This window comes from Rhizobium sp. NZLR8 (assembly GCF_019685025.1).
In the GTDB taxonomy this organism is placed as follows: domain Bacteria; phylum Pseudomonadota; class Alphaproteobacteria; order Rhizobiales; family Rhizobiaceae; genus Rhizobium.
Genome location: NZ_JABDVY010000004.1, coordinates 361,479 through 374,193, shown reverse-complemented (window position 1 = coordinate 374,193; position 12,715 = coordinate 361,479). Strand labels below are relative to the sequence as shown.

Here is a 12,715-nt window from a genome sequence, read left to right as displayed (position 1 = left end):
ATAAAAATTTATTAAAATTTTATACTTACGAATTTAACCTTATTATATAACTGACACAGATTAACTATTGTTTATTCTTCACGTTAGTTGATCGTTAGTATACGAACTCTCTCCATTAACATTCGGTTAACCTTGGGAGACGGTTGAAATGATCAGCAGAGCATCGAAATTGGGCATTGCCTTAGCTTCGCTTCTGGCAAGCAGCAGCTTGGCAACCGCAGCCCCGGCAGTGGTTAACTGCAACAGCGCAGTTCGCGGCACACTCGAATACAGGCTGTGCATGCCGACCAAATCAATTCCGGCCGGCAGCAAGTTCAGCCCGAGAGATAGCGACCCCAGCAGCCAGGGCACCGGCAGCGGCAAGAAAACATCGAGCACCGGGTCGACTGCCGAAAACAGCGGCAACCAGGTTGCTGACGGTGGCGGAAACGATACCGGCGGCGGAGATGACACCGGCGATGGCAAGGACCACGATCACCACGGCGGCAAAGACCACGATCATCACGGCGACAAGGACCGCGATCACCACGGCGACAAGGACCGCGATCACCACGGCGACAAGGACCGCGATCATCACGGCGACAAGGACCGCGATCATCACGGCGACAAGGACCGCGATCATCACGACGGCGACAAGGGCAAGGATCACGGTCACGGCAAGGGCGACAAAGATGGTTCGGGCAAGAGCGACAACGGCGGCTCCGGCAAGAGTGACAACGGCGGCTCCGGCAAGAGCGACGATGGCGGCTCCGGCAAGAGCGACAATGGCGGCGCCGGCAAGAGTGACAACGGCGGCTCCGGCAAGAGCGACAATGGCGGCTCCGGCAAGGGCGACAACGGCGGCTCCGGCAAGAGTGACAACGGCGGCTCCGGCAAGGGCGACAATGGCGGCTCCGGCAAGAGCGACAATGGCGGCTCCGACAAGGGCGACAATGGCGGCTCCGGCAAGAGCGACAATGGCGGCTCCGGCAAGAGCGACAATGGCGGCTCCGACAAGGGCGACAATGGCGGCTCCGGCAAGAGCGACAATGGCGGCTCCGGCAAGAGCGACAATGGCGGCTCCGGCAAGAGCGACAATGGCGGCTCCGGCAAGAGCGACAATGGCGGCTCCGGCAAGAGCGACAATGGCGGCTCCGGCAAGGGCGACAACGGCGGCTCCGGCAAGGGCGGCTCTGAATCCAAGCCGGACTAAGCTTATCCGCGCAGAAACGAAAAAGGTGAGGCCGGTCTCCGGCCTCGCCTTTTTGAGTCATCGCTTTGTATATCGATCGGTAGCAAGTACCGTGAGGGAACCAACGCGCGGATCGTTACCGCCGCTCGGCGAGCGCGAGCCTGCAGCCTTGCATATATGGGGGCAAACCGCGAATGCACTCTGCACAAGCGAAGGGTAATGAAGGATGCGCCGTGTAGCCCCCTCACCTACGCTCAGCGCATTTGAGGCTTGCGGGCATCCCTCGCTTCACGCCGCGCAGGTCTCGCACAATCCGCGGATCTCGATCGTCGTCTTCTCCGGCTTGAACTTCTGCCCGCGCACCCAGCTCATCAGCCGGTGGTCGACCTCGTGGTCGTGGAATTCCGTCACCTGGCCGCAGCTTTCGCAGATGGCGAAGGCGACGATGCCGTGGCTGTGGCAGTCGTCGCCGGGATGGGCACAGGCGACGAAGGAATTGATGCTTTCGAGCCGGTGCACGACGCCGTATTCGAGCAGTTTTTCCAGCGCCCGGTAGACTTGCAGCGGCGCGCGAAAACCGTGGTCGCGTAGCTTGTCAAGGATGGTATAGGCGCTGAGCGGCCCTTCGGCCTTTTCGAGCACATCAAAGACCAGCGACTGGTTCTTGGTGAGTTGCGGTGTCGTCATGAGCCTTGTCCTTGCATGACCGCGCGGTGCCGCCTGACGGGAAGCAGGCTGAACATGAAGAGGATCAGCGCCGCGACCACGATCGAGGGGCCCGACGGCGTGTCGTAGGTGAGCGAGCCGAACAGCCCGCCGACAACGGCCACAGCTCCGATCAGCGAGGAGAGCACCGCCATGATCTCCGGCGTCGCCGAAAAGCGCCGAGCCGCAGCCGCCGGAATGATCAGCAGCGAGGTGATGAGCATGATGCCGACGATCTTCATGGCGATGGCAATGACGACGGCCATCAGCAGCATAAAGAACAGCCGCGCGCGCTCCGGCTTCAGCCCCTCGGCCTCGGCAAGCTCGGCATTGACGGTTGCCGCGAGCAGCGGCCGCCAGAGCCAGGCCATTGCCACGAGCACGAAGAGCCCGCCACCCCAGATCAGCGCGATGTCGGTCGGGGAAACGGCGAGAATATCACCGAACAGGAAGGCGATGAGATCGATCCGCACCCAGCTCATGAAGGCGACCATGACCAGGCCGATTGCCAGTGTGGCATGCGAGAGGATGCCGAGCAGCGCATCGGCCGACAGCGCCTGGCGCTTCTGCAGGAAGAGCAGCAGCACCGACACGAGCGCGGCGACGGCAAAGACCGCCAGCGTCAGATTGAGTTCGAAGAGCAGCGACAGCGCGACGCCGAGCAGCGCCGAATGAGCGATCGTATCACCGAAATAGGCCATGCGCCGCCAGATGATGAAGCAGCCGAGCGGCCCCGTCGTCAGCGCCAGGCCGACGCCGGCAAGGATGGCGCGCACGAAGAAATCGTCAAGCATGGCGGCCCTCCCCACTGTGAGAATGGGCATGCGAGTGCTCATGTCCATGGTGATCGTCATGATCATGAGCGTGGTCGTGCGCATGATCGTGGTCATGCGCGTGATGTCCGTCGTCGGGGTGGCAGTGATCGGTGACCGTGCCGTCGGCATGCTGCACGCGCCCATCCGGCAGGTGCGTATGGTCGTGGTGATGGCTGTAGACGGCAAGCGTCTGCGCCGCCCGGCTGCCGAACAGGCGCACATATTCCGGGCTGCGGCTGACAGCCTCCGGCGTGCCGCGGCAGCAGACATGGCCGTTGAGGCAGATGACCGTATCGGTCTCGGCCATGACGACGTGGAGATCGTGCGAGATCAGCAGGATGCCGCAGCCAGTCGCATTGCGGATCGACTTAATAAGGTCGTAGAGCGCGATCTCGCCTGAGAAATCAACCCCCTGCACCGGCTCGTCGAGCACCAGCAGATCGGGTTTGCGGGCAATCGCGCGGGCCATCAGCGCCCGCTGGAATTCGCCGCCGGAGAGATGCTGCACCTCGGCATCAAGCATATGAGCGACGCCGGCGGATTCGAGCGCCGAAAGCATGTCACGCTCCGGCAGCGGGCCGGTCAGCGTCATCAACCGGCGCACCGAAAGCGGCAGCGTCCAGTCGATTGAGAGCTTCTGCGGGACGTAGCCCACTTTGAGGCCGGCCTTGCGCTCCACCCTGCCCTCATTGGGCTTCAACACGCCGATCGCCGCCTTGGCGCTGGTCGACTTGCCGGAGCCGTTCGGCCCGATCAGCGTGACGATCTCGCCGCGCGACACGGAAAATTCGACGCCGCGCACCAGCCAGCGGCCGTTGCGAAGGACGCCGACATTCTCAAGCGAAACCAGCGGTTCGGCCCTGATACCAGCGGGGGGCTTTGCGGGAGAGAGCATCAAATTTTCCGAAAGTGCTGTTGCGTCCTGCTATCGCACACGTTATAGCATAACGCAATTGATGTAATAACATAACAATTTGAATTCAAGCGGAGCATGCCAATGAAACGCGCCTTGGGGTCTGCCCTCAAAATGCTGGCCCTCAGAATGCCGGTTCTTGCAATCCCGGCTTTGGCAATCCCGGCTTTGGTAATCCCCGCTCTGTTCTTTGCCGGCACGATGCGTGCGGCGGATGCGCCTGTCGTCGTCACCTCGATCAAGCCGATCCATTCGCTGGTCTCGGCGATCATGCAAGGTGTGGGCGAGCCGGAACTGATCGTCGACGGCGCCGCCTCGCCGCACACCTACAATCTGAAGCCCTCGAACGCGCGGGCCTTGCAGGAAGCCAAGGTGATCTTCTGGGTTGGCCCCGGCCTCGAGGCCTTCCTCGAAAAACCGCTGCAGGCTCTGGGTTCGGATGCCAGCATCGCAGCACTCGACGACGCGCCCGGCCTCGTGAAGCTGCCGTTTCGCGAGGGCGGCGCATTCGAGCCGCATGACGACGGCGATGAACATAGCGAGGCCGAAGCCGCACATGGCGCCGAAGCCGACCATGATCACGACCACGGCGCCTTCGACACACATCTCTGGCTCGATCCGATGAACGCCAAGGCGATGGCCACCATGATCACCACGACGCTGGTCGCCGCCGATCCCGCCAATGCGCTGACCTATCAGGCCAATGCCAAGGCGCTGGACGACCGGCTGACGGCGCTGGACAAGGAGATCGCCGCCGCCGTCGCTCCCGTCAAGGACAAACCTTTCATCGTCTTCCACGACGCCTACCAATATTTCGAGCACCGCTACGGCATCCGCGTCGCCGGCTCGATCACCGTCAGCCCGGAAACCATCCCCGGCGCCGAGCGCGTCTCGGAAATCCACAGCAAGGTTGGCGAGCTTGGCGCAACTTGCGTCTTTGCCGAGCCGCAGTTCGAGCCGCGGCTCGTCGATGTCGTCATCGAGGGCACACGCGCCAAGTCAGCCGTGCTCGACCCCGAAGCCGCTACGCTGAAGGCCGGTCCTGATCTCTACTTCACCCTCATGCGCGGCATCGCCAACAGCATGAAGGACTGTCTCTCCAACGCATGACCACCATGCGGCGACGCGCGGAGAGAGCTGAGGCGGAAAGAGGCGGACAACCCCGTTCCGCTTTTTTTCGGCAATTCATAGGTAATGATATAACATTAATAATAATCTGATGAGGTCCCATGAACAACAGACTTCCCGTCACGGTGCTTTCAGGTTTTCTCGGCGCCGGCAAGACGACGCTACTCAACCATGTGCTCGCCAATCGCGAGGGTCTGCGCGTCGCCGTCATCGTCAACGACATGGGCGAAGTGAACATCGACGCTAGTCTGGTGCGCGATGGCGGCGCCAATCTCTCGCGCACGGAGGAGCAACTGGTCGAGATGACCAATGGCTGTATTTGCTGCACGCTGCGCGACGACCTGCTGGAGGAGGTACGCCAGCTCGCCGATCAGGGCCGCTTCGACTACCTGCTGATCGAATCCACGGGCGTCGCCGAGCCCCTGCCCGTCGCCACCACCTTCGAATTTCGCGACGAGAACGGCCAAAGCCTTTCGGACGTCGCAAGGCTCGATACGATGGCGACGGTCGTCGATGCCGCCAATCTGCTCGCCGACTACGCATCGGCCGATTTCCTCGCCGACCGCGGTGAAACGGCGGGCGACGGCGACGACAGGACCATCGTCGACCTGCTGGTCGAGCAGATCGAATTCGCCGATATCGTGGTGCTGAACAAGATCGGCACGGCAAGTGAGACGGAACGCGACGCCGCGCGGAAAATCATCATCGGCCTCAACCCCGATGTGAAGCTGATCGAGGCGGATTTCGGCAAGGTGGAGCTCAAGGAGGTGCTCGGCACCGGCCGCTTCGACATATCAAAGGCGGAGACCCATCCGCTCTGGTACAAGGAACTGCACGGTTTCCGCGACTATGTGCCGGAGACCGAAGAATACGGTATCCGCTCCTTCGTCTATCGCGAGAAGCGTCCCTTCCATCCGGCAAAATTGCAAGCCCTTCTCGACAGGACATGGCCGGGCGTGGTGCGCGCCAAAGGCTTCTTCTGGTTGGCGACGCGCCCGCATCACGTCGGCGAAATCAGCCAGGCGGGCGCGATCGTCCGCACCGGCAAGATGGGTCTGTGGTGGGCATCGGTGCCGCGCGAACAATGGCCGGACGAGCCGGGCTTCCTGCGCGCCATCAGCCCCTATCTCGACCCCGTCTGGGGCGACCGTCGCCAGGAGATCGTCTTCATCGGCGCCGACCCCATGGACGAGACCTGGATCAGAAGAGAGCTCGACGCCTGTCTCGTCGAAACCGAAGTCTTCGCGCCCGAGCGCTGGCGAAACCTGCCCGACCCTTTCGCCAGCTGGAACCGCCAGGCGGCATGAAGGCAACGGCAATCAAACCCTACCGCTGCGTCTGCACGGAGTGTGATCCGTTGCCACCGATCAAGGGGCTGCATCCGTCGGCGCATGATGAGGATGTAAAGGTCGATGCCGGAAGTCCGAAGGGGTTGCTTGGCATCATCGCCGCCGTGCGCCGGAAGAATTAGCGCAGGCGTCACCTCACCCCACCCTCATCCCTGTGCTCGTCACAGGGATCCAGCCCACCCTCATCTCTGTGCTCGCTACAGGGATCCAGAGCGCCCAAGTCCTTACCGCGCGGACGCGCGGTGGGGGAGAGAAGGAAGGAAGCGGAAAGGAGAGCTGCAAAAATCTTTTTCATGTGGGGTTCCTCGTGTTGGGCACGGGAGAGAACTAGGCCCGAAAAGATGAACCGAAACTGAAATTTAAATTAAACTTTCGTAACGGAATCTGTAGCCTGTAGCTCGGCGCTTATATTTTAGATTAGCCTTATACGCCATGCCGAGCAGCCGTTTTATTCGAGACGTCGTGATCGGCGGAGTCCGAAGATCGGATTCGATTTTCGGAAGGATTGGGCGCAGATTCAAAATCATGGAGCGTTTCTCCGCGGACCCGATCAGGAGCTTTGCGCCGCCGGACCGTCGTGCGGGATCGCTCGATAACAATGGAGGAAACCTATGCCCGGCATCAGCATGCGTTACATCGTCGACGACGTCGACGCCGCGTTGGAATTCTATACGAAACATCTTGGCTTCTCGATTGCGCTTCACCCCGCGCCCTCCTTCGCCATCCTGACCAAGGACGGGTTTCGTCTGCTCGTCAGCGGCACGACGGGACCGGGCGGAGCTTCCCAGCCAATGCCCGACGGGCGAAAACCTGAACCCGGCGGATGGAATCGCATCCAGATCGAGGTCGGCGACCTGGAGGCGGAGGTCGCGACGCTGCGCCAGGCGGGCGCGCGTTTTCGCAACGAGATCGTGCAAGGCATGGGTGGCAAGCAGATCGTGCTCGATGATCCGGCCGGAAACCCGATCGAACTCTTCGAGGCGCCGAAGAGATGAACGCCACGGCATCGATCATGCGGTCGGCTGCGCCCTCTTGTGCACCGCATCGGGCAACCGCGCACATCATCTGACGCGGTGGGCCGGCATCGGCATCATCACTGGAAGAACGGCGGCTGCGCCTTGCTACATGTGTGCGAGCGTGTAGTTTCGGGCTAGCATCATTTCAGAGGTAGGGAAAACATGTCCGAATCCGCGGGCGGGCTCTTCGACTATGTCGGGATACTAGCCGTGCTACTTCTCGTCGCAGCCAATGGCTTCTTCGTCGCCGCCGAATTCGCGCTGGTCTCGGTGAGGCGCAGTCGTGTCACCGAACTTGCCGCGGCCGGCCGCATGAATGCCTCAGCCCTTCAGCGCGCCGTCGACAATCTCGACGCCAACCTCGCAGCCACCCAGCTCGGCATCACCATCTCGTCGCTGGCGCTGGGCTGGGTCGGCGAACCGGCGCTTGCCCACCTGGTCGAACCTCTGCTGTCCTGGCTGCCCGGACAATGGGCGACCACAGGTGCACATACCGTCGCCATCGTCATTGCCTTCGTCATCATCACAGCACTTCACATCGTGCTCGGCGAGCTTGCACCGAAAAGCCTGGCGCTTCAGCGCAGCGAAGCCACTTCGCTTGCCGTGGTGCGTCCGCTCGGGCTTTTCCTGGTGCTGTTCAAGCCGGCGATCTTTGCTCTGAACGGCATGGGGAACCTGGTTTTGCGGGGTGTGGGTCTTCGTGCCGGAACCGGGGAATCGTCGTTCCATTCGCCGCAGGAGCTCAAGCTGCTGGTCGCCGAAAGCCAGGAGGCCGGCCTTCTCAACCAGGTGCAGCAGCAGCTTGTCGAGCGAGTCTTCAACATCGGCGACAGGCCGATCTCCGACATCATGACCCCGCGTCTCGATATCGAATGGTTCGACGCCGATGACAGCGAGGCGGAGATCCTGAAAACCATCCGCGAATGCAGCCACGAACAATTGCTGGTCGCCCGCGGCTCGATCGACGAACCGATCGGCATGGTGTTGAAGAAGGATCTTCTCGACCAGGTTCTCGACGGCGGCAAGGTCCGGCCGATGGCGGTGATCAAGCAACCGCTGGTGCTGCACGAGGGCACCTCGGTCGTGCGTGTGCTCGACAGTTTCAAGGCCTCACCTGTCCGGCTCGCCATCGTTATCGACGAATATGGCAGCCTCGAAGGCATCGTCACCCAGACAGATCTGCTCGAAGCCATCGCCGGCGATCTGCCGGGATCCAATGAGGAGCCCGACATCGTCGTGCGGGAAGACGGATCGCTGTTGATCGATGCAATGATGCCGGCCTTCGACGCCTTCGAACGGCTGGGCCTGCGCGATCGCCCGGATGCGGATTTCCATACGCTTGCGGGCTTCGCGCTGCACCAGCTCCAGCATATCCCCGAAGCCGGCGAAACCTTCGTGTTCGACAGCTGGCGTTTCGAAGTGCTCGACATGGACGGCATGCGCATCGACAAGATGCTGGCGACGCGCATCCTCGCAGACGGGGTGGGAGCCTAAAGAATTTCGGTTTTTCTCCCACTCAGAAATGCTTAGTTTACTGATTTTTGCGCTATTCTGGACGCTACCGCTGCGGACCTTTGAAAGCGCTCTAGCTTACCGCCAGCGTCCAAAGCATTCCCGATATCGCACAGGCAAGCAACGTCGTGATGACCGATGTCTTGAACCGGAAGATCGCGATGGCGGCGGCGGCCGACAGCGCCATTGCCGCCGGCACGGCCGATTGCAGCACGGGGATATCGAGCCGCAGGCCGCCAAGGCGGACGGTCGCGACCTCGGCAAACAGCGTGTGCAGGCCAAACCAGATGGCGAGGTTGAGAATGACCCCGACCACAGCCGCCGTGATCGCCGACATCGCGCCGGCGAGCGCCACATTGCCGCGCAGTTTTTCGATGAACGGCGCGCCGAGGAAAATCCACAGGAAACAGGGCACGAACGTGACCCAGGTCGTCAAGATTGCCGCAAGCGTGGCGGCGAACATCGGATCGAGCGATCCGGGATTGCGGTAGGCGCCCATGAAGCCAACGAACTGAAGCACCATGATCAGCGGCCCCGGCGTCGTCTCGGCCATCCCCAGGCCATCCAGCATCTCGCCGGGTTTCAGCCAGCCGAAACGCTGCACGGCTTCCTGCGCGACATAGGCGAGCGCGGCATAGGCGCCGCCGAAGGTGACGACCGCCATCTTGCTGAAGAACAGACCGATCTCGGTGAAGACGTCGTGTGCCCCGAACGCTGCATAGAGGGCGGCGATGGGTAAAAGCCAGAGAGCAAGCAGAGCTGCCGACATACGCAGCGACCAGGCGAGATTGGGACGCGCATGATCAGGTATGCCGTCCCCGAGCGCAGACTCGGCATCCGAAAGCATCGAACCGCTCCCAGCCTTGTGGCCGCCACCCGGCCTGAAGGCGGCAAGCCCGAACCTGCCGCCGATGAAGCCGCTCATGCCGGCGGCAAGCACGATCAGCGGGAACGGCACGTGCAAGAAGAAGATAGCGACGAAGGCCACGGCCGCAATCAGGAGCATGACGTTGTTTCTGAGGGCGCGGCCGCCGATGCGGATGACGGCCTGCACGACGACGGCAAGCACCGCTGCCTTCAGCCCGAAAAACACACCGGCGACGATGCCGACGCTGCCATAAGCCGCGTAAATATAGCTGAGGCAGAGGATCGACAGGAATCCCGGCAGCACGAACAGCAGGCCGGCGACGAGACCGCCCAGCGTGCGGTGCATCAGCCAGCCGATATAGACGGCGAGTTGCTGCGCCTCGGGGCCGGGAAGCAGCATGCAATAATTCAGCGCATGCAGAAAACGATGCTCGCCGATCCATCGCTTCTCGTCGACAATGATCCGGTGCATGACGGCGATCTGGCCGGCCGGGCCACCGAAGCTCAAGGCGGCGACGCGCAGCCACACCTTGAAGGCTTCACCGAACGAGACGCCGTGGTGATGCCCTTCTCCCGCATTTCTCTCCACCGTTTGGCCCGTAGGGCCATTGTCTGTCATCTCGGCCATCTCATGCCCTCTTCTTCGGCGCCGGCCAGTTGTGGGTTTCCTCGGTCGCGTCCCGGCACCAGCGGAAGAAGGCATCGTAGAGAAGCATTCCGGCCTCGAGCTGCTCCAGATCGTCGGAATACATCCTGGAGAGGCCGAGCGAAGCGGCAAGCAGGCCAGACGCCTCGGGCGCAAGATCGAACTTTGCGGTATCCGCCGCCCTGACGATCTGCGCCAGGCGCAGAAGCGGCTCGGACGCCAGGCCGAATTCCTCGACCATCACGTCGAAGGTGCAGAGCTCGCCGCGATGGCTCCAGAACACGCCTTCGATATCGAAGGGTACGGCGCCGAAGCGCTCGCCGACGGCACACACTTCGGGCGCCGGGACGAACAGGAAGACGGCGTCCGGATCAACGAAGCGCCGGATCAGCCAGGGACAGGCAATGCGGTCGATTTTCGGCCGCGCGCGCGTCACCCAGACGGTGCGTCCTTCAGCGTCGCGGGGCGGCAGCTTTTCATCAGGCACCGCCGCTCCGCCAGCGATCCAGGCTTCGAAGCCGCCTTCGAGGCTTTCGGCGTCGATCCCGCTATGGCGCAGATAGGCGGCCACACCATGGCTGAGCTTGCTGCCCTTTTGACAGACCACAACGACGGCATCGGCATCGATGCTGCCCGCCCAGGACGCGACCTCGGCATGGTCGCGCCGGATCGAGCCCGGAACCAGGCGCGGATCGAGTGCGAAGTCCGCCTCGGTGCGAACATCGATAATGCAAGGCGCCCCGGGGGTTCCGATGAGGCGGCTGAGTTTTTCGGCGGAAATTTCGAGAAATGACGGCATGACGCGTCCCTCCGTTGATCGGTACTATTGGACGCGATTCTTCAGCATGACGCCTCGTGGGGTGATCGCGACCCCATGGCAAAACCATGGGCAACAGACCCCGTCGTGTCAAGCGGACGCTTGCATAGAACAGAGACGCGCAACGTTCACGTCGGAGCGGCTGTGGGCAAGCAAGCCCACAAGCAGACGGCCCTGGCTGCCGATTCTGGCGGGCTGCGGCGCGGAAACCCCTGATAGCAACCGGTTCCCGGCACCTGCACGGAACAAAATGCCCACTTCGGCATTCTTCTTTCACCGAAAGAGGAGAAAGTACCATGACGTACGACCCCAATAATGCCAACGACCCGAACCGCCCGCTGAACCCAAATCTGGATCTGCGCACCACGCCTAGCCCGCGCACCAATAATACGTGGGTTGTCTGGGTCGCTGCATTGGCCGTTATCGCTGTCGCTGCATTCGCCTATTCGCAGTGGAGCACCCCCGGCACATCCCCTGATACAACAGCCTCCACGACGCAATCCGAGCCGGCGCCGGCCAAGCCGATCGCTCCGACTGACAACCCTGCAACGCCTGCACCGGCACCAGCACCGGCACCGGCCACGCCGGCGGCGCCTGCCCAGCAGTAACAGTTGCTCACTCGAAAGAAGTCGGCAAAGCGCCGGCTTCTTTCTGCCGTGGGCTCTTGAACATTGTGAAACAAACCCTATTTGAGGGATAATAAATTTGTCTCTGACGGCTGACCACGGATGTACTGGCAGCCGTTATCGAGACAGATCGAGGAAGGGTCGGTGCGAGTTTCGCCCGGCCTTTTTTCTTGAGCGGGTTACCGAAGAATGCATGCCGGTGATGACGCTGAAATCAGCGATTGAAATCGGAAATTATTTCGGGATTCTGTTATAGAAGGACTGGGGATCGTACACGCACTGGTAGTCGAGAAGGCAAATTTTGCCGTTGCCATCCCTTAACCTCGCCGTTTCGTACTTGTCGCCCAGATTGCACCTGGCCGGTGGATAACGAAAGCTGCGGCCACCCAAGCCCATGCGCACGAAAACGGCTTTGTCTTTGCGGATGATCTGGGAAAGCTCATCGCAACTATGATCCTTGGCATTGACTTCCACCGCCTCGACGGCGAGGGCTGCGGACGGAAACAACAGCGCAACGGCCAGCACAACGCTTTTCATGAAAACTCCTGAATATGCAGATATGAAGTTGAGGCATCGCACCGATTCATGCCTCAAAAGCTAAGGGAAGTTATAGGGCGACGCGGGATCGAAGACACAGACATAGTCGAGAATGCACTGCTTCCCACCCGCATCGCGAAAACTCGTCGTCGCGCGCTTGTCGCCCATGCTGCATTGCGCTGGCGGATAGCGGAAGCTGCGGCCACCGAAGCCGACGCGGACAAAGACCTTTTTATTCTGACGGATAATCTGCGCAAGCTCGCTGCAGCTATGCTCGCTTGCCTTGACCTCCTTCGCCCCAGCGGCAAAGGCCGGCAACGGCAGCAACAACGCAATGGCTAGAATGACGCTTCTCATGAACCCCTCCCACTTATGAGAGAGCAAATAGGGCGCTGGGATCGACGCTGCCAGACCTGCGGACAGCCCGACCATGCCGCCCAGTCCGGAACAGTCTCCGGCAGGCCGGAAAACCCGGCCTGAATTCAAATAATTCAATATTATCAAGAGATTTTGGTGGGTGATGTAGGGCTCGAACCTACGACCCGCTGATTAAGAGTCAGCTGCTCTACCAACTGAGCTAATCACCCGTTCGCGCTTGGTTGCGCGGTGTGAC

14 protein-coding genes and 1 tRNA gene are annotated in these 12,715 nt (G+C 61.5%); 7 read left to right on the top strand and 8 right to left on the bottom strand.

The annotated features are described in order from the left end of the window. The first annotated feature begins 148 nt into the window (after positions 1-148). Positions 149-1,192: a hypothetical protein gene (locus HJB89_RS12280; protein ID WP_221149940.1), complete on the top strand. Its 1,044-nt coding sequence runs from the start codon at positions 149-151 to the stop codon at positions 1,190-1,192. Between the two features lie 267 nt (positions 1,193-1,459). Here the strand turns inward: HJB89_RS12280 and HJB89_RS12275 are convergent, their stop codons facing one another. Genes HJB89_RS12275 through znuC form a run of 3 tightly spaced genes read right to left on the bottom strand, consistent with a single transcriptional unit; the run spans position 1,460 to position 3,586 of the window. Continuing rightward, complete coding sequence (locus HJB89_RS12275; RefSeq protein WP_207581016.1) at positions 1,460-1,858, bottom strand: Fur family transcriptional regulator; 399 nt, start codon at positions 1,856-1,858, stop codon at positions 1,460-1,462. Then, a complete protein-coding gene (gene znuB / locus HJB89_RS12270; RefSeq protein WP_207581017.1) occupies positions 1,855-2,670 on the bottom strand; it encodes a zinc ABC transporter permease subunit ZnuB in 816 nt (271 codons plus the stop codon). The genes HJB89_RS12275 and znuB overlap by 4 nt, the downstream gene beginning before the upstream one ends. Next, the gene (gene znuC / locus HJB89_RS12265) at positions 2,663-3,586 is read right to left on the bottom strand and encodes a metal ABC transporter ATP-binding protein (RefSeq protein ID WP_207581018.1); all 924 of its coding nucleotides are present in this window, start codon (positions 3,584-3,586) and stop codon (positions 2,663-2,665) included. The genes znuB and znuC overlap by 8 nt, the downstream gene beginning before the upstream one ends. A gap of 102 nt (positions 3,587-3,688) precedes the next feature. On the opposite strand from znuC, the gene HJB89_RS12260 reads away from it, so the two are divergent. The 5 genes from HJB89_RS12260 (at position 3,689) to HJB89_RS12240 (ending at position 8,591) form a co-directional block, all read left to right on the top strand. Further along, entirely contained in the window at positions 3,689-4,714 is a 1,026-nt protein-coding gene (locus HJB89_RS12260; RefSeq protein WP_311044138.1) for a zinc ABC transporter substrate-binding protein, read from the top strand. A 119-nt stretch (positions 4,715-4,833) separates the two neighbouring features. Then, on the top strand, positions 4,834-6,039 hold the full coding sequence (locus HJB89_RS12255) for a GTP-binding protein (protein ID WP_221149939.1): 1,206 nt from the start codon (positions 4,834-4,836) through the stop codon (positions 6,037-6,039). After that, on the top strand, positions 6,036-6,203 hold the full coding sequence (locus HJB89_RS12250) for a hypothetical protein (protein WP_207581020.1): 168 nt from the start codon (positions 6,036-6,038) through the stop codon (positions 6,201-6,203). The genes HJB89_RS12255 and HJB89_RS12250 overlap by 4 nt, the downstream gene beginning before the upstream one ends. A gap of 489 nt (positions 6,204-6,692) precedes the next feature. Beyond that, entirely contained in the window at positions 6,693-7,076 is a 384-nt protein-coding gene (locus tag HJB89_RS12245) for a VOC family protein (protein WP_207581022.1), read from the top strand. Between the two features lie 183 nt (positions 7,077-7,259). After that, positions 7,260-8,591 carry a hemolysin family protein gene (locus HJB89_RS12240; RefSeq protein WP_221149938.1) on the top strand — a complete coding sequence of 444 codons (1,332 nt, stop codon included), beginning with the start codon at positions 7,260-7,262 and terminating at the stop codon, positions 8,589-8,591. Positions 8,592-8,682: 91 nt separating this feature from the next. Here the strand turns inward: HJB89_RS12240 and chrA are convergent, their stop codons facing one another. Further along, positions 8,683-10,104: a chromate efflux transporter gene (gene chrA, locus HJB89_RS12235; RefSeq protein ID WP_207581024.1), complete on the bottom strand. Its 1,422-nt coding sequence runs from the start codon at positions 10,102-10,104 to the stop codon at positions 8,683-8,685. A 1-nt stretch (position 10,105) separates the two neighbouring features. Continuing rightward, positions 10,106-10,921, bottom strand: a complete 816-nt coding sequence (locus HJB89_RS12230; protein ID WP_207581025.1) for a chromate resistance protein ChrB domain-containing protein — start codon at positions 10,919-10,921, stop codon at positions 10,106-10,108. Between the two features lie 314 nt (positions 10,922-11,235). On the opposite strand from HJB89_RS12230, the gene HJB89_RS12225 reads away from it, so the two are divergent. After that, positions 11,236-11,547 (top strand): hypothetical protein, encoded by a 312-nt coding sequence (locus HJB89_RS12225; RefSeq protein ID WP_207581026.1) that lies wholly within the window; start codon positions 11,236-11,238, stop codon positions 11,545-11,547. 252 nt (positions 11,548-11,799) lie between these two features. Here HJB89_RS12225 and HJB89_RS12220 read toward each other — a convergent pair whose 3' ends face one another. From HJB89_RS12220 to HJB89_RS12210, 3 genes are all read right to left on the bottom strand, one after another. After that, positions 11,800-12,102 (bottom strand): hypothetical protein, encoded by a 303-nt coding sequence (locus tag HJB89_RS12220; protein WP_207581027.1) that lies wholly within the window; start codon positions 12,100-12,102, stop codon positions 11,800-11,802. 60 nt (positions 12,103-12,162) lie between these two features. Further along, positions 12,163-12,459, bottom strand: coding sequence for a hypothetical protein (locus HJB89_RS12215; protein ID WP_207581028.1), 297 nt, complete (start codon positions 12,457-12,459; stop codon positions 12,163-12,165). A 154-nt stretch (positions 12,460-12,613) separates the two neighbouring features. Continuing rightward, a tRNA-Lys gene (locus HJB89_RS12210) sits at positions 12,614-12,689 on the bottom strand. Positions 12,690-12,715: the final 26 nt, after the last annotated feature.